General features: G+C 37.7%; 13 protein-coding genes. 5 read left to right on the forward strand and 8 right to left on the reverse strand.

Going from position 1 to position 17,326, the window contains the following annotated elements:
- Position 1 precedes the first annotated feature (1 nt).
- From FNN08_RS05980 to FNN08_RS05995, 4 genes are read right to left on the reverse strand one after another with little or no spacing between them, the layout of a single operon-like run.
- Positions 2 to 865 (reverse strand): hypothetical protein, encoded by an 864-nt coding sequence (locus FNN08_RS05980; RefSeq protein WP_143583804.1) that lies wholly within the window; start codon positions 863 to 865, stop codon positions 2 to 4.
- Positions 865 to 2,082, reverse strand: coding sequence for a phosphoenolpyruvate carboxylase (locus tag FNN08_RS05985; protein ID WP_143583805.1), 1,218 nt, complete (start codon positions 2,080 to 2,082; stop codon positions 865 to 867). The genes FNN08_RS05980 and FNN08_RS05985 overlap by 1 nt, the downstream gene beginning before the upstream one ends.
- Complete coding sequence (locus FNN08_RS05990) at positions 2,079 to 2,714, reverse strand: hypothetical protein (protein WP_143583806.1); 636 nt, start codon at positions 2,712 to 2,714, stop codon at positions 2,079 to 2,081. Before FNN08_RS05990 ends, FNN08_RS05985 begins: the two co-directional genes overlap by 4 nt.
- Positions 2,711 to 6,406: an ATP-binding protein gene (locus tag FNN08_RS05995; protein WP_143583807.1), complete on the reverse strand. Its 3,696-nt coding sequence runs from the start codon at positions 6,404 to 6,406 to the stop codon at positions 2,711 to 2,713. The genes FNN08_RS05990 and FNN08_RS05995 overlap by 4 nt, the downstream gene beginning before the upstream one ends.
- Before the next feature lie 287 nt (positions 6,407 to 6,693).
- Here FNN08_RS05995 and FNN08_RS06000 point away from each other — a divergent pair, with 287 nt between their 5' ends.
- Positions 6,694 to 7,341, forward strand: coding sequence for an HAD-IA family hydrolase (locus FNN08_RS06000; RefSeq protein WP_143583808.1), 648 nt, complete (start codon positions 6,694 to 6,696; stop codon positions 7,339 to 7,341).
- 4 nt (positions 7,342 to 7,345) lie between these two features.
- On the opposite strand, the gene FNN08_RS06005 is transcribed toward FNN08_RS06000, so the two are convergent.
- The 3 genes from FNN08_RS06005 to FNN08_RS06015 are packed head-to-tail and all read right to left on the reverse strand — an operon-like array spanning position 7,346 to position 12,272.
- Positions 7,346 to 8,002, reverse strand: coding sequence for a PolC-type DNA polymerase III (locus FNN08_RS06005; protein ID WP_143583809.1), 657 nt, complete (start codon positions 8,000 to 8,002; stop codon positions 7,346 to 7,348).
- A gap of 20 nt (positions 8,003 to 8,022) precedes the next feature.
- A complete protein-coding gene (locus FNN08_RS06010) occupies positions 8,023 to 11,091 on the reverse strand; it encodes an AAA family ATPase (RefSeq protein WP_143583810.1) in 3,069 nt (1,022 codons plus the stop codon).
- On the reverse strand, positions 11,091 to 12,272 hold the full coding sequence (locus tag FNN08_RS06015; protein ID WP_143583811.1) for an exonuclease SbcCD subunit D: 1,182 nt from the start codon (positions 12,270 to 12,272) through the stop codon (positions 11,091 to 11,093). Before FNN08_RS06015 ends, FNN08_RS06010 begins: the two co-directional genes overlap by 1 nt.
- Before the next feature lie 336 nt (positions 12,273 to 12,608).
- On the opposite strand from FNN08_RS06015, the gene nrdG reads away from it, so the two are divergent.
- From nrdG to FNN08_RS06035, 4 genes are all read left to right on the forward strand, one after another.
- On the forward strand, positions 12,609 to 13,085 hold the full coding sequence (gene nrdG, locus FNN08_RS06020; protein ID WP_143583812.1) for an anaerobic ribonucleoside-triphosphate reductase activating protein: 477 nt from the start codon (positions 12,609 to 12,611) through the stop codon (positions 13,083 to 13,085).
- Positions 13,072 to 14,856, forward strand: a complete 1,785-nt coding sequence (gene nrdD, locus FNN08_RS06025) for an anaerobic ribonucleoside-triphosphate reductase (protein ID WP_143583813.1) — start codon at positions 13,072 to 13,074, stop codon at positions 14,854 to 14,856. Before nrdG ends, nrdD begins: the two co-directional genes overlap by 14 nt.
- A gap of 140 nt (positions 14,857 to 14,996) precedes the next feature.
- On the forward strand, positions 14,997 to 15,812 hold the full coding sequence (locus FNN08_RS06030; RefSeq protein WP_143583814.1) for a hypothetical protein: 816 nt from the start codon (positions 14,997 to 14,999) through the stop codon (positions 15,810 to 15,812).
- 85 nt (positions 15,813 to 15,897) lie between these two features.
- On the forward strand, positions 15,898 to 16,353 hold the full coding sequence (locus tag FNN08_RS06035) for a methylglyoxal synthase (protein WP_143583815.1): 456 nt from the start codon (positions 15,898 to 15,900) through the stop codon (positions 16,351 to 16,353).
- Positions 16,354 to 16,451: 98 nt separating this feature from the next.
- Here FNN08_RS06035 and trmB read toward each other — a convergent pair whose 3' ends face one another.
- Entirely contained in the window at positions 16,452 to 17,204 is a 753-nt protein-coding gene (trmB, locus tag FNN08_RS06040; RefSeq protein ID WP_143583816.1) for a tRNA (guanosine(46)-N7)-methyltransferase TrmB, read from the reverse strand.
- Positions 17,205 to 17,326: the final 122 nt, after the last annotated feature.

Genomic DNA, 17,326 nt, shown 5'->3' on the forward strand with positions numbered 1-17,326 from the left:
TTTATTTGTTTGGTTCGATTTTTACTAGAGAAAGAGGCGAATGAGTAACTAGGATATGTTCTTGTTTAATTGATAACCTCTTGCTTTCAATACTTTTAATGTATTCACGCAAGTGTTTGTTATTAACTTTATTTAAATACACCATACTCGAGTATTGTTTTTCATAGTCAGGTTCATGGCTAGTAGCAATTAACTCGCGGCTTAATTCTGGCAACAGACAAGCGCTCACCTTTGCTATAGTCAAAGCTATTTCTAAGCCCTTAGGATCAAAGTCTGTAAATGCAATTATTTGGCATGCTTGGGGGAGTTTGTTTAATAAATTAAGACAACCTTTAGCATTATATTTCTCATGACCTCTATAAATAAATACCGCCGACATTAGCTGAGGTGGCAATATGGCTTTATCAATATGATCAAATGCGGTTAAATTTTCTATAACGACTAAGTGCTTAATTGCTGATACACCAATATCATCAATTGATACGCGCATAGCAAGATTGCTAGGTATTTGCTTGTGGCCGTTAATAGATAGAGCGTTTTCAGATAAGACTTTAACTAATACGTAGTTATCATTTGGTTTAACGCCAGCAAGTTTTTCTTGCTTAGAAACATTAGCACTTTGTAAATAAGTTAACTCATTAAAATTAACTGTGAGTAATGTTTGCCCATACGTTTGTTCAAGCTCAGCTCTTAAGTTCTTTTTTTGGCTGACATCGAAACTAAGCAATTTTGATGTTTGATTAATCTTACCAAGGTCCTGATAATCAGATAAAAACTTACCAAGTTTCGAGTTGAGCTTAACCTGTTTAGTGGCAGAGTTAAAAAACTTTTGTAATTCATTTACCACACCTTTGGTTAAAGCCATTAACGCAATCCTAGTTCAACATCTTCAATAATATAATTACCATCAAATAATGGATGGGGATGACCTAAAGGACCTATTTGAAAGAAGTCTTGCTCTTCAATGCTTAAACCATAAAACCCATTAATTACACCGTATATCCATTCTTCTTGATCAAGTTCTAAATTTTGTTGTTGGTAGAACTCAAGTGCAGATAAGCGATTACCGGTATCAATAACTTGGCAAAAGTATTGTTCAACGGCTTGCTTAAGCTCATCACTCTCAATATTGATTTCTTCAATATCATTAAGATTAAACGATTGCGAACCACGCTCGTTTTTATTCGTTTTACTATGCCTAACTTGCTTAAGATGACTTACTATCTCGCCAAATAAACGTTCGTGCTCAATGTTGTTAACATCAATACTGGCCGGCTTTAAAATAGCCTCTGCTTGATTAAATAGTGGCGGAACTGTATTTAGTTCGGCATAGTTTTTGATATGGTAATCAGGCTTTTGCTGACAATGTAAGACATAGCCCTTGAGTAATTGTGAACGGTGTAAATACTCTCTAAATTTACCAAGTAAATCGATAAGCTTAGATTGAGCAATACTTAGCTCTTGGCTAATTTCGCTATGACAGCGCTGCAAATGCACCACTAACAATCGTCTTAATTCTCGTGAGCTGCCAGCGATATCAGCAAGTTCGTCAAACTGAAACATTGCTAATTGTTTACGCATATCAGTTAGTTGACTTTGCGCTAATTCATTTTCACGAATTTTAGCGTTGATAGAGCCAACATAACCAAACTCATTATGAATTCGGCGCCAAAGGTTACGAACATTAGATTTTAAACTATCGACTAAACCGTATACTTGCTCGGTTAAATCTTCCATATACACTTCAGATTCAACATAGTTTTGATGATGCAAAGCTTCTTTGTAGTGTGAGGTTATGGTTTTTATTGCAGCGAGTTTAGAGCCGATATTAGCATCAAGTTGGCGGTTGCGTTCATCTCTTAGGTTATTCTCGAGTAAGCTGCGAATAGAGCTTCTTAAACGTAAATCTTCACTTGGCTCAGGCCGCCACAGCACACCTAAGCCAATCAACTTATCTAATACCTTAGCATCATGTTCAAGTTCATTTACCCGGCCAGACAAATAGGCTTGCATAATAATATCAGAATGCTTAGCTAAGGCTTTTAAAAACTTTACGCCGGCAATGTGCAAGGGCTGACTCACAGTAAGTCTCCTTGCTTTATTGCCTCTTCAGCTTGCTCAGCTAGTTGTAAGTTTTCGCTGTCATCGATAAAGCGGATCACTTCAAATAAATAATCGACCTTACCAGTAGCTAAATAAATTTGATTATCAGGATTCGGTCTTAATAAGTAACCTAAATCAACTAAGCGTTTAAACACTAATTTAAGCTGGGCATCAACCGCACTACTACTTGAGTTAAACAAACTGTAGCGTGCTATTTTACTTAGTTGCTCGCTAAAAGCAGGTGTATCTTCAATAACCGATTGCAGCTCATTTAAGCGTACAACTTTACCTTCACTTAATGGCGAGTTATCACCTTTTGCTTCTTGTACTAGCACCAGCCATTCAACCAGTGGTAATAACGAGCTACTCACATCTCTAAATTGCTGTGCAACGCTACGCCTTTCACTATCACCAATAACTTGATAAGCACAAAAGTAGACTTGATCATCGCTCGTTGACGTTATAGTACGATTCATTAAATTAAGTTGTTGCTCAACGTCGGCAAAGTTTTCAGTATTTTGCAAAAACTGATAAGACAGCTCATCCGTGGTTTTACAAATAAAGCCACCACTTAATAAGGTTTCTAATACCTGCCCTTTTAAACTGTTCATAATGCTTCCTCAGTTTGCTTTAACTGTTTTATACGTTCACTTATTGGATTAATTTTAGGTTGCACCATGCGCAGTTTTTGCTCTGGCGCATCTTTGTCAATTAAGTAACGATTTTCAAAGAAATGTAAAACATCTGACTCTGGATTTGGAAATGCGCCAAGTACAGTAATTTGATTCGCTTTACAGGCATCAAAAATTTTCTTTACGTTTTTATTGGCAAGCGTACCTATTTCATCTATTGGCCAATGCACAACGGCTTTTGAGTGGCCTCGAAGTAAACGCGTAAATGCTAATAAGAACTTACACAAGATTAAATACGCCATACCATGACTAGATGATTCATTTAGCTGACGGTCAGTACGAATAATAAGCTCTGAGTGGCCTTCTTTTAAATGCAATTCAATATCAAGTAACTGACTTATACCGCCTGATACGGTTGCTCTACCGAGCACATCCAGTACTTCACGAATGGTTTGCATATATTCTTCGTCAGGTAGTGCTGCTTGTTGGTCATTTAACCAGGCTTGATGCAGTTTATTAAAGCGTATTAATTTAGGCCAAAAATCAAACTCGCTAATTTTTGATCTAATTTTCACTTTTGAATCAGACACACCATCAAGAAAAAGCTCTTGGTCAACTTCTTTCGAAATGCGCTTAGATTGCGAGACAATGCGTTTATCAATATCAGCAAGTACGTTGTAATACTGAGTTAAATCGTTACCAAAGTTTAAACCGTTATTGCGTACACCTTCTAAGTGTTGCGGCACTAAAACCGTAAGTAAACGTTCAAGCTCGACCACCATTTTACGAGAATTAAGTACTTGTAGGCCTTGCGGGTTTTCGGTTAAACACTCCCTACGAGAATGTTCCCAAGTCTCAGTTAAACTAATACCTGATTTTTGCCCAATGGCGTTGTCAAAATAGGCAACGTAATCATCTATATCTTTACTGGCCCTGCGTTGCTGTTCAAACAACTCTTTAGTTTCAACAAGCCTAGCATTAGCGGTTGAATTTTCATTAACAAGTTCAGTTTTAGGTAAAGTGAGTAAAGCAAACTGAGGTTTTAAACCATTTATACCATTAGCTAATTCTCGCTGCTCAGTTAATGCTTTTTCTAACTTGGCAAGTTGTTGCTGTAATTGCTTTTTCTGTTGATGATAAATACTAGATTTTTCATCTAACGTACGTTCAGCCTTGGCTTTAAGCTCTTTCGCTTTTGACAAAGTAGTTTGATGAGTAGCTTTTTGTTTAGTAAAGACTAAATCATACCAACGCTTATAATCAGCTACGCTATCTCGATGCTTGTTAGTTACATCAATGTCATCTTTTAATTTACCAATACTTTGTTTTAAATTAGCGATTTGCTCAACATCGACTTCCCTGCTTGCTAACTCGTCTTTGTACCATTTTTTACAGGTCTTAAGGTCGTCTTTATGGTCTTGCTTGGCTTGTTGTAATTGCGCTTTTATTTGCTCAAGCTTTTGTTCAATATCACCAATTAATTGTTGCCAATGCAGCTCATGCTCCATTTTTTCTTCATGGCATTGTTCTTTATGGTCATCGCTCGCTTGTTGTTTATTAAGTACTAATTTATCTAACGACTTTTGTAATTGTATTAGCTCTTGCTCGCGCTGTTTTTTTCGCTCAATCAAGGCTTGTTTGTGCTCGGCCTTAAGCTGCGCACGTTCGTCTTGAACACGTTTACGCGTTTGCTCTTTAAATTGACACTGCGAACTAAGGGCGGTGAGCTTTTGCTCAAACTCTTGAACTTGTTTGTTAATTTTCTCAAGCTCAGTTTCACGCTCAACTTGTACATTTTTAGCCGCAACAAGCTCTTGCTCGGCAACATTAAACTGCTGTTGTAACTGGGTTTGGGTTTGAACTTGCTCACTCTCGCTAATAACATCAGTATCGACTAATACGCCATAAAGAGTGGTTTTACTGGCATCATCAAGATTAAATGAGTCGCTTAGTGCTGGTGCTAAATCTGTGCGAGATAAAAGCTCTGGATTAATTACTTTACCAAGTTGGTTTTCCCAGCCGGGGTAATCTTTGCGTAAAAACTCCAGTAAGGTGTTATCACCTGGGTACAACCAAGCTTCTACTTGCGCTAATCTTTGCTTAGCTGTGTTTACTACATTACGAGCTTTGGTGAGCTTTTCATGACTAGCCATTTGTTGATATTTGGCTTGTTGTAGCTCATCTTGTAACGAATTAAGTTCACTACGTGCATGATCTTCACTCGCCTGTGCTTCATCGACAGCAGCTTCTTGCAAGTTCATCGCTTGCTGTTCTTGGCTTGTTGGCCCGCTTAAATCAATTTCTGTTTGCAGTTTTTGTAAGTTCAACTTACTGGTATTAATTTGTCTATCAAAATCAGCAGAGCTTTCTAACCAACGCTCATTTTGCTCTGCTTTAATATTTTGCGCTATGCTTGCTTCTTCAACTTGTTTACTGCGTAGCTCGGTTGAAACAATATCCTTTTGCTCGTTAAGTTGCGCTAGCTCTTTACTTTGTTTCTTTTCAATATCAGCTAAACGTTTATGATAGGCCGCTTCAACATCTTGGTGCTCTGCGGTGAGTAAAGTATGTTGCTCATTAAGCGATTGCAGTTGTGACTGCCAAGATGGAATATTGTCGATATTGGCTTGGTGGGTTTCAATGTCTTTGTCTTGCCAATCATTAAAATCTTGTTCAATTTTATCTAAATTTTGCTCAGCATTTTGCACATCACCTTTTGCAGCTGAAACATCACGATTTAATGCGTCCCTTTGTTGCTCAAAGTTAGTGGTTAAATCACTAAATTGCTGTTTATATACGCTATGGTCATTTTCAGCTTTTATAATAGCTTCACTTAAAAAGGATAAATCATTAGATATCTGCTGTTTTAATTGGCTTAAACGGATTTCAGTTTGATCCAGTTTAGCATCAACATTTTTCAGCTTTTTATATGTTGGCATTAATGAATCAAATTCTTTAATTAACTGACACTCTTTGATCCACTCATCAACATGATTCTTTGATATTTTATTACTCGGTGTTTCTACGCCATCTTCTTCTAAGATGGCCGCTATCATCGCCTTGATGGTTTCCATCTTGCCTTCTTTGGAATGCACGGCTTTGATTAACTTTTCAATATGACGTAAACGAGCGTCCGATTCACATAAACTAAAGTTGCGAGCTGCATTAAGTAAATCACGTTTATTAGAATTAAGCGCAATAACTGGCCTATCGTTTTGGATAACCGCGCGGAACTCCTTGGTATTTAACGCTTTAGTGGTAACAATGCTGTCACGCTTAAGATTACGGACGATCTCGGTAATAGCAATACTGCGCGAGCCAGCAATGTCGTTACCGATAAAATCAGTGACTTCAAAGCCTTTATCAATAAAACGGTATACAACACCTGTAGTTGATGAAGTAAGCACAGCCATACACACTTTGCCATCAAGGCGTTGATATTCATAAATAATGAAACTCGACTCTCTTGGTAAATACCAAGTTTGGAAGTTATCACGAGTAGCTGGAACTACTTTATTAGGAGATTCGCCATAAAAAACTGGGATAAGGCGTTGTAAAGTAGTTTTACCTGAAGCATTTGTACCACAGATATTAGTGTGTCCATCAACCTTAAGCTCGACTAAACCAGGTAAATGAGTATCAATTAATACGATCCGTTTTAAACCAGACATAATTAAATTAATCGTCCTTATATTATTATTTATCCATAAATTAGCTACCGACAAAACGATAGAAATAATGGCTATATTGCCAGTCTATGTTTACTCAGGGGAAGTGTAAATACTAGAGCGTAAAAAACTCTTTTTTTTGCGCCGTTCGCCTTTAAAAGCAACGAAACCTGCTTATTAAATATCAAGGGGGTCAGATCAACTTGAAATATCACGCTAGCTAAAATCAAGTTGATCTGACCCCCTTGATTTTGCTACTTTAGCTTCTTTATCAATTAAGCTCCCCAACAATGAATCATTACAAACTTTATATCTTTGACTGGGATGGCACTTTAATGAACTCAATTGATAAAATTGTGCACTCATTACAAGCTGCCGCAATAAAGTCAGACTTGTCTATGCCCACAGATGCACAGGCTAAAAGTATTATCGGTGCGAGTTTAACAGCTGCGGCGCAAATGCTATGGCCAGGAGTAACTCAAGATAAAGTTGATTTGATGATCAAACATTACAAACTTGAATACCTTAGCCTCAATAATACGCCTTCGCCGCTCTATAATAATTCGTTAAGTTTGCTTAACACCTTAAATACTCAAGACAAGTTACTTGCGGTAGCTACAGGTAAAGGCAGACAAGGCTTAGATCACGTTTTAGATGTTTCCAATACACGGCATTTATTTCACAGTACGCGTAGCTCTGATGATGCGCAATCTAAGCCACACCCAGATATGCTGCAGCAAATTTTAACTGAGCTAAATATTGATGCCAGTGATGCATTGATGATTGGCGACAGTCATTATGATTTACACATGGCCAAAAATGCTAATATCGCCAGTATCGGAATTACTCATGGTGCGGGCAATATGGACTCGTTTGCAATTCATCAACCAAAAGCAATTGTGCATTCCATTGATGAATTAGCTCAACTTATTGTTTAAACACTTAGCCTCTATTTTTAGCATATTCCAATAACAGCTTAGGCACTGCATTTTTAGGAGTCTTTGCCAGCTTGGTAATAAAAGCAAATGGGATATCATACAACTGATATTGCTCGCCTAAATCTTCGAGTATTTTTAGCCATAATTTGGCGGTCATTTGCGAGTCGAATAAAGCTCTATGGAAATTACCTTCACTGCTTAAATTTTTATAATCAACAAGAGTGCCGAGCCTGTGATTTGGTGCATCTTGATATACTCTTCTTGATACCAATAAAGAGCAGGCAAAGCTGCCTTTATAGCTACGGTTTATGCGCGTAAATTCAGCATCTAAAAACTTTTTATCAAATGATGCATTGTGGGCTAATAAGTTATCATCGCCAATGTAGTCAGCAAAACGTGACATTACATCAGCGCAAGGTTTTGCTTTAGACAGCATAGGGTTAGTAATACCTGTATATTGCTCAATAAATGAGTTAATACGTCGCCCAGGGTTCATTAATTCTTGAAAGCTATCGATAACCTCGCCGTTACGAATACGCACGGCACCAATTTCAATTGCACGATCACCTTGCTCAGGTGATAAACCTGTGGTTTCAAAATCCAGTACAACAATAGTATCTGCTGCTATGTTATTTGACTGTTTTACACTTGTGTTATTCATTAACTATTAATCTTATTGGGTTAATTATTGGCTATGGTTGAAATGCTACTACCTGAGCGCTCACTTTTGACATCGATACGCAGTGCCATTTGCTCTTTTAATTCTGATACATGCGAGATCACGCCGATTGTTCGACCACTGGCTTGTAAGTCCATTAATGTTTCTATTGCTAGCTGCAATGACTCTTGATCTAAACTACCAAAGCCTTCATCAATAAATAGTGTATCAAGTTGAATGCCGCCTGAACGTTGCTGTACAACATCACTCAAGCCAAGTGCTAATGCAAGCGATGCAATAAAAGACTCACCTCCTGATAACGTTGCCACCGGGCGAGTTTTTCCTGTGTAAGCATCATCAATCGCTAAATCTAATCCTGCGGTAACGTTCTTCTTTTGTAAGCCTTCATCTTGTCTAACTAAACGGTATTGGCCTTTACTCATTATATGCAAGCGTTTACTCGCTATTGCCAATACAGAATCAAGTAAATCACCTAATACAAAGCGCTCTAAGGAAACACGTACTTTGCCTCGACCTGATGCGGCTGATGACAGAGTACCTATTACTTGATACTGCTTCTTGTTTTCAACTTGCTCGGCTTCTATGCGTGTGATTTTATTTTGCGTGTCGGTTAAGCGAGATAACTGCGTTTGCGCACTCGCCCACTCTTGTTCAATTTGCTTAAAAGCAGCTTCATCAGCATTATTTTGTACCTGCAACTCTTCCATATTCGGCACCTGCTTATCTTTGAGCTGCTCATTTAACAAGGCAAGCTGCGAGCTAAGTGTATCTCTAGTTTGTTCAAACTCTTTCACTTGTTTAACTAAGGTTTCAATTGCTGATTGCTCAATTAACGCGTGTTGAAACTCATCATCGCTTTTAAATTCACTGCTACTTAATGCGTGTTGCCAAAGTTGCTGCTGCTCTGTTAATCGCGCGCTTAACTCAGTCTGAACTTTACTTAGCTGCTCGGTAGTTGCTTGCCCTGCACTAATGATATTTTGCTGTTGCTGATAATTTGCCTGCGCTGTGTGTAAGTTATCATCAAGTTGCTTAATGTTTGCTTGAATTTGCGCTATCTCATTATTTAAAGCTTGCGGCTGTCGATATTGCTCAGGCAGTGTATTTATTGCATTATCAAGCTTAGCTTTAGCCTCGCCATAAGCGCTGCTTAACCTAGGTAAATTATCGGAGATCTCATTAATAACTTGCTCTCGATTTGCCACATCTTGTTGCATCAATGCTAATTTATTTTGTGCAGGCGCTATTTGCTGCTCAGCTTGCAATATAATATTTAGCTCATTGTTAAGGTTATTTAGTTTTTGCTGTAATTGCTCAACAGGCACAGCGGCTAATTCACCTAGTTCAACTTTTATTTTATTACTTTGTTCGACAAACTGATTAAGAACCTCTGTTGCTTTTAACAAGTTTTTATCGGCATTTATTTGCTGATTTAAAGCAACTTGTTGTTCACTCCTCGCATGCTCTACTCTATCTTTGCTAACACCTTGCATCTCACTACTAATTACTGCTGGGGCTGGGTGCTCGATTGACCCACACACAGGGCAAGGTGCATCTTGTTGTAAATTCTTAGCTAAAATAGCGGCTTGATTTGAATGCCATAACATTTCTAATTTATCCGCGCTATTTATGGCGTTGCTAAGTGCTTTAACAGCCTTTGCTAAATTTTGTTCAAAGCCTTGAACTTGTTGCTGTTGCTTCGCTGTATTTTGCTCGCTAGCTACAAGTTGCTGGGCAAGAGTGAGCTGAGTTTGCATAGTGTTTTGAGCTATTTGCATATTCGCTTTATTAACAACTTGTTGTTGCAACTGCGCGATTAATGCCTCACCGTTTTTACATCGCTGTTGATACTCAGATAATTTTTCAATATGAGTATCACGCTCTTGCTTGGCTTTTTGCTCAACCGATTGAGCTTGTTTAGCATTGGCCTCAATTATCGCAAAATCAGCTAATACTTTACTGTAAGTTTGCAACTGATTATATTGATTAACCAAACCGTCGCGACCAGCACTTTGCTGCTGGGCTAGTTCAAATTGAGCTTGAAAATCGGTAAGTTTAAGCTGCGCTTGTTTATGCTGATTTAGGCTTAGCTCAAGTTGCTCTTTATTATTGGCTGCATCAACATTTAACTGTTGGGTATTTTGCCAAATAGGCGCAATTTTTAAAGCTGATTGCGCCAGTGCAATTTGTTTTGTTTGTACTAGGTATTGCTCTTGGTTGGCTAAATGCAGGGTTAAGTTTTGCTGCTTCTGCTCTTTTGCTTTAAAGGCTTGTTCAAGCTCGATAGCTGATTTTAACTTGTCATGACTTAACCGGCTTTTTTCACCGGCAGCAATTTTTTGCTGTTCAAGCTCTGTTTTCACCTTTTGTGCTTCATCTATACTTTGTTTTAATGAATCGACATTGTCTTGGAAAACTTCACTTAGAGCTTCATCTATTTGCTCTTTAAAGCGCTTGTATTCACGTTCAATATTAGCCGCTTTATCTTTAAGTAATTGCTCAATTCGTTTATAGATTTCTGTTTGAAATAAAGTTGATAATATCGCCTGCCTTGCATCAGATTTTGCTAACAGTAACTCCCTAAACTTGCCTTGCGGCAGTACCATTACCTGTCTAAACTGTTCTGCGGACAAGCCTATAACTTGTTTTATTTGCTCATCGGCATCTTTTTTCTTTTTAGCAACTAAGGTTTGTTCACTGCCATCATCTAAAATTTTACGCAGATGTGCTGATGCTTTTTGCTCAGTTTGTCCGTCCCCTCGTTTATTTTGACGCATTTGAGTTGGTATGCGGCTAATAATGTAATGTTGCTTTCTAATTGAAAACTCTAAGGTTAACTCGGTAAGTAAATCACTGGCAGCGTTATCACAACGCACGCCAACATCTTTACGTGCTTCATCCGTTGTTTCACCGTAAAGTGCATAACAAATTGCGTGTAAAATTGATGATTTACCTGCCCCCGTTGGGCCATCAATTAAAAATAATGGATTATCACCAAGCTTACTAAAGTCAATAGTTTCAGTTTGTGCGAAAGGACCAAAAGCTTGTATGGTTAACTTATGAAGTTTCATTATTTATCCTCCATAACATTCTGCGCTTCGCTTATGGTTTGTTGCAGTAATTCAAGTTGCTGCGGGGATAATTCAACATCCATTACTTGCTTAAAAAAGTCGGTGAATACTTCACTTTCGCTACGCTCATTACTCTGCCCAGTCGATGTGTTATTGCTAAGACGAGAATTGCTCGTATGGTCAAAGTTAGTGCGCTCAATTTGTAATACATTAGGATATACCTGGCGTAAACGGCCAATGGGGTCGAGTATCACTTGGCTATCATTTATCTTAGCCAGAATATAATCATCACTGCGCTCATCTATTTTGCCCGCATTTATGATCTCTTCTAGCGAGCCTTCAACAATTCTTAAATCATGCTTTACGTTAATAGTTAAATGCTCTTGTTTAACTAAGCCCTTGGAGTTAATTTCAACTAGAGTTACCCCTTTTTTTTGTTTATGTTCTGAAAAAGAGTATTTCATTAAACTGCCCGAGTAACGGATATGCTCAGCGCCTTTATACTGCGGCCCATGTAAATGACCAAGAGCAACATAATCAAAATCGGTTAGTGGCTGCCATGAAACTCTATCAGCCCCGCCTATTGATAACGGCCTCTCTGAATCAGACTCACTTGCGCCATCAATAAAACAATGGCTAAGTAATACCGCAGGTATGTCTTTATGATGTTGCTTTTTATGCTCTAATACTTTGTTTGCTAAAAATGTATGGGCATCGTCATAGGTTTTAATCGCTGTAGTTTGTTCTTCAGTTGCAAATGCTTCGCGAACTTCAACAGGATCATGATAAGGAATACCATAAAAAGCAACACTTTCATCTTTACAGGTCACAATCACCGGCTCGGTAACGCTATTGATATCGGCTAATATATGCAAACCTGATTTTTGCATTTGTTTAGCGCCAAAGCGTAATCGTTTAGCGCTGTCATGATTACCCGAGATCATAATAATCGGTATATTTAATTCATCTTCTACTTGCTGGAAAAAGTTATTTAGCGCATCAACAGCTTCTGCTGGGGGTACTGAGCGGTCAAATATATCGCCGGCAACAATCAAAGCATCTACCGTAAAATCTTTGGCATATTGTTTAATTTGTTTAAGTACATAAAGCTGATCGTCTAATAAAGAGATATTTTGAAAAAGACGGCCAATATGCCAGTCAGAAGTATGAATAAAGCGCATGAATTTCCTTGCATCGATGCATAATCAATTTGATAAAATAGCTATTAATATAACTTTATATAGACACGTTAAGGCATAGTTGAGTGTTTCACAATAGCCTTAACGAATATTAATTGATATCAATAAAAATAAAATTTAAGCGCTCAAATAAGCGCCAACTTTTAACCAAAAATAACACTTAATTTGTTGCCCTGTTTTTTATTTAACCAGCATTAAGTTAAAAAAACAGCAGTTAAAATCCAATGCAAAAACAGTTGATTTATATCAACTAACCCAAGTGATAAAAACCTATATATTGCGCTCACCAAAACAACGTACCACTACATATAGACATAAATGTTATTTAATAGCCTAGCACCAACAGTTGTATTTCAAGAGCTACCAAATGAAATCAGCTTATGTTTTAGCATTACAGGCTGCAACATTGGCTGTAAAGGTTGTCATAGCACAGAGCTGTGGGATGAAACTTTTGGTGAAGAGTTATCAGATGACGCATTTAGCGCTTATTTAACTCAATACCAAGGTTTAATATCAGCCGTTGTATTCTTTGGTGGTGAATGGCAACAACAAGCGTTAATTAACAAACTTAAATTAGCTCAACAGCAAGGTTTAAAAACCTGTTTGTATACAGGGCTTAGCCAAGTTAGTTCGCAGTTGATGGCACATTTAGATTTTCTTAAAACGGGAAAATGGCAAGCAAAGCTTGGCGGTTTAGATAACCCTAATAGCAATCAAAAATTTATCAATGTAAATACTGGCGAACAACTTAATTACTTATTTAGAAAAACAGGAAACTCACATGTTACGTCTTAGCGAAGCACAAATTAACAACAAAACAGAATTTATTAAACAATACTTCGCTGCCCAAAACGCTGCTGATGGTTCAAAAATGGATGCCAACGCAAACGTAACGCAAAAGAATATTGCTACTTTAGAGGCAGAGCTTTTAAAGGATTGTTTTGTACAAATTAACCGCTCACTAGTTAAAGATAAAATTAGTGAAATCTTTGACAGCAATTTAGCCGCCGAGTACGAACGCCAAATTGAAAATCATGAAATTTACGTGCACGATGAAACCAGTATCAAGCCATACTGTACCTCAATTAGTATGTATCCATTTTTATTAGATGGGCTAACTAAACTTGGTGGCGAGTCAAAAGCACCTAAACATTTAGAATCTTTTTGTGGCTCATTTGTAAACTTAATTTTTGCTATCTCTGCACAATTTGCAGGTGCTGTTGCAACCGTTGAGTTCTTAACTTATTTTGACCATTTCGCGCGCATTGAATTTGGTGACAACTATTTAGAAAATCACAGCAAAGCAATAGAAAATCACTTACAACATGTAGTTTACGCATTAAACCAACCGGCAGCTGCTCGTGGTTACCAAAGTGTATTCTGGAACATCTCTATTTTTGACCAATACTACTTTGAATCTATGTTTGCTGATTTTGTCTTCCCTGACTTTAGTAAACCACAATGGAGTAGTGTTGATAAACTGCAAAACTTCTTTATGTCTTGGATTAATAAAGAGCGTGAAAAAGCAGTATTAACCTTCCCTGTTATTACTGCAGCAATGTTAACTGAAAATGGAAAATGTAAAGATAACGACTTTGCCTACAACCTTGCTAAAGAAAAGGCAGAAGGTAATTCATTCTTTATCTATTTATCTGATAGCGCCGACTCACTTGCATCTTGTTGTCGTTTACGTAACGAGATCACCGATAACACCTTCTCTTTTACCTTAGGTGCTGGTGGTGTTGCTACAGGCTCGATTAATGTTATTACCATGAACATGAACCGCTTAGTTCAAGATGGTCGTAACCTAAATACTGAAATTGAAAAAATTCAAAAGTATCAAGTTGCTTATCGCCGTTTAATGGAAGACTATTTAGCGCAAGGCGCTTTAAGTGTTTACGATGCAGGTTTTATTACTTTAGATAAGCAGTTCTTAACCATTGGTATTAACGGTATGGCAGAGGCAGCAGAATACAAAGGCTTTACTGTCGGTAACAACCAAGAATATAAAGACTTTGTTAGTGACAACTTGCAGGTTATTTTTAATGCGAACAAGCGCGCTAAACAAGAATTTGGTTACATGTTTAACACTGAGTTTGTACCAGCTGAAAACTTAGGCGTTAAAAATGCTAAATGGGATGCTAAAGATGGGTATGTTACCAAGCGAGACTGTTACAACTCATACTTTTATTTAGTTGAAGATGACAGCTGTAATCACCTAGATAAGTTTGTACTGCATGGCCGTGAAATAAACCAATATTTAGATGGTGGCTCTGCCCTACACTTAAATTTAGATGAAAGTTTAACTGCAGATGCTTACATGAAGTTATTTAATGTTGCCGCACAAACCGGCTGTAACTACTTCTGCGTGAATGTAAAAATTACTATTTGTAATGCGTGTGAACATATAGATAAGCGTACGCTTAGCTCATGTAGTAAGTGTAGTAGTGAAGATGTTGATCACGGCACTCGTGTTATTGGTTACTTAAAACGCGTGACATCGTTTAGTAACGAGCGTCAAAAAGAGCACAGCTTGCGTCATTACCATCGTGAAAATGCAGCATAGTTAGTAATTAAATTGTTTATAGACTAACTAATCTTAATAAAACGGCTAAGTATTTTACTTCAGCCGTTTTTTTACGTCTAAAAAACAGGTATGTTAAGGGCACATTAATGATCCTGATTATAATCCCCTAAAGAAAGCCTATGTTATCATCTCTATTAAATCGCTTACCGTTAGGCAATAGTGCCCCTTTACTTGACGAATCAACTCGTAACTGGATTTTAGATACTTACCAGTGGGCGGTTAACGAATTCGATTTAGCGGTTTTCAAACAAGATACGCAATTAATTTTACCAATTAATAAATTTTATCCTGGTACTGTTTCAAGCATTGAAGAAATGGCGCAATCAGTTTTTGATAACACATTAACCTACGCTGGTATGTCCAACTGGCCAATTCGTTTAGTAAGCCCGAGTCAATTTGTACAAAAACAAATGCCAAAACTAGAGTTTGTTAACGGCATGCGCGGCAATGAAGCCAAAGTAATTAACAATGATTTTAGCCAAAACAACTCAGGTGAAATACTCGTTAGCTACAATCCGCAGCAAATTAATCAACCGCAAGATTTAGTTGCCTCATTTGCGCAAGTTTTTTCCTCTATACTTATAGCTCAGCGTGGCGTTTTACCTCCTGGCGGGGAAAAGTTTATACCGCAAGCTATCGACTTACTCGCTTGTTTTATGGGGTTTGGCGTTATGTTCGCCAATACCGCGTACCAATTTAAAGGTGGTTGTGGCAGCTGTTATAACAAACATGCCAATAGAGAAGTTGCTTTACCAGAACAAGAAATGGTTTATTGCTTAGCAGTATTTAGTGTATTAAAAACTATTCCTAAAAAAGAAGTAAGCTATTACTTAAAATCTCACCTTCGCAGTGACTTTAATAAAGCTTATAAGGAATTAACAAAATCAAGTGGGTCAGATCAACTTGAAAACATTAAACGCCTAACTACACACTGATCTTGAAAACTGTTGCAACAGCTTAGTCACTGCAATAAATTAAAGTATCAAGTAAGTCTTTGGCATACAAAAACAAGAGTAAATAATGCAATATAAACAAGTAATTTCAGCGCAACATAAAAACATATCATTAGTTGCCCACGATAATATGAAACCCGCGTTAATAGCTTGGTGTATTAAGCATAAAGATAAACTCAACAAGCATAACTTATACGGTACGGGTACTACAGGTACTTTACTTAAGAACAAAGCCGGACTTGATGTAAATGCCCTAATTAGTGGCCCACTTGGTGGTGACCAACAAATTGGCGCACTAATCACCGAGCAAAAAATAGATATGATGATATTTTTCTGGGATCCTCTAGAAGCTCAGCCTCATGACCCAGATGTAAAAGCATTATTGCGTTTAGCTGCCGTGTGGAATATACCGGTTGCCTGTAATCAATCAACCGCTGATTTTTTAATTAACTCCAGCTTATTTGACCAAGAATATCCTAAATCAATCCCTGATTACGAAAGCTATATTGGTGCCCGAACTTAACCACTAGATAAAATCAAGGTGTCAGAGTTGTTGAAATTACATGAGTAAAGTTCAACAACTCTGACACCTTGAAAGTAATTTTATCGACTTAGTTAAAGTTAATCTATTTTATTAAACTGTAGATCCCACACACCGTGACCAAGTTTTTGACCACGATTTTCAAATTTAGTTAGTGGGCGAGAATCAGGGCGAGGTACGTAATCGTTATTTTCTGATAAGTTGCCAAATCCAGGAGCGCCAGTCATGTCTTCTAACATACACTCTGCGTAATTTTCCCAGTCGGTTGCCATATGGAAAACTCCGCCAACTTTTAATACGCCACGAATACTTTCAATAAATTCAGGCTTAACGATACGACGTTTATGATGCTTAGCTTTATGCCAAGGATCAGGGAAGAATAATTGTACAGTATCAATTGAACTTGCCGGGATGCAATCAGCTAAAATTTCAATCGCATCATGCTCGTATACTTTTAAGTTGTTAACACCTTGTGCTTCTGCTTCAGCTAAACAAGCTCCAACACCAGGGCGATGTACTTCGATGCCAATAAAATTAATTTCAGGAGCTGCTTTAGCCATAGCAACTAATGACTTACCCATACCAAAACCAATTTCTAGTGTTATTGGATTGTCATTACCAAATAAGGCTTTTGCATCTATCATACCGTCAGTATGATTTAAGCCCATAGTATCCCAAAGAGTTTCTAGAGCACGACCTTGAGCTTTAGTTAAACGCCCTTCACGCTTTACAAAACTACGTACTTGGCGAATGTATTTACCTTCCGCTTGTGCTTGCTCAATTGTTTTGTGTTGTTGCTTAGGTTGGTTGTCGTTTGGCGTATCGTTGCTCATAGAGTTACTCATAAAATCGTTTAGTGGGATCGAATTAGCTAGTTGCTTTATTCGGTGCCTAATATCTGGTCGCGGATAATACCACGTTCATTAATTGCATAGCAATTATAGCTATATTTCTA

Origin of the sequence: Thalassomonas sp. M1454 (assembly GCF_007097525.1) — a bacterium.
Lineage (GTDB): Bacteria > Pseudomonadota > Gammaproteobacteria > Enterobacterales > Alteromonadaceae > Thalassotalea_A.

Coding starts and splice junctions, on each gene's coding strand:
- FNN08_RS05980 (WP_143583804.1), bottom strand. CDS start 865: ATGGCTTTAACCAAAGGTGTGGTAAATGAATTACAAAAGTTTTTTAAC.
- FNN08_RS05990 (WP_143583806.1), bottom strand. CDS start 2,714: ATGAACAGTTTAAAAGGGCAGGTATTAGAAACCTTATTAAGTGGTGGC.
- FNN08_RS05995 (WP_143583807.1), bottom strand. CDS start 6,406: ATGTCTGGTTTAAAACGGATCGTATTAATTGATACTCATTTACCTGGT.
- FNN08_RS06000 (WP_143583808.1), top strand. CDS start 6,694: ATGAATCATTACAAACTTTATATCTTTGACTGGGATGGCACTTTAATG.
- FNN08_RS06005 (WP_143583809.1), bottom strand. CDS start 8,002: ATGAATAACACAAGTGTAAAACAGTCAAATAACATAGCAGCAGATACT.
- FNN08_RS06010 (WP_143583810.1), bottom strand. CDS start 11,091: ATGAAACTTCATAAGTTAACCATACAAGCTTTTGGTCCTTTCGCACAA.
- FNN08_RS06015 (WP_143583811.1), bottom strand. CDS start 12,272: ATGCGCTTTATTCATACTTCTGACTGGCATATTGGCCGTCTTTTTCAA.
- nrdG (WP_143583812.1), top strand. CDS start 12,609: ATGTTATTTAATAGCCTAGCACCAACAGTTGTATTTCAAGAGCTACCA.
- nrdD (WP_143583813.1), top strand. CDS start 13,072: ATGTTACGTCTTAGCGAAGCACAAATTAACAACAAAACAGAATTTATT.
- FNN08_RS06030 (WP_143583814.1), top strand. CDS start 14,997: ATGTTATCATCTCTATTAAATCGCTTACCGTTAGGCAATAGTGCCCCT.
- FNN08_RS06035 (WP_143583815.1), top strand. CDS start 15,898: ATGCAATATAAACAAGTAATTTCAGCGCAACATAAAAACATATCATTA.
- trmB (WP_143583816.1), bottom strand. CDS start 17,204: ATGAGCAACGATACGCCAAACGACAACCAACCTAAGCAACAACACAAA.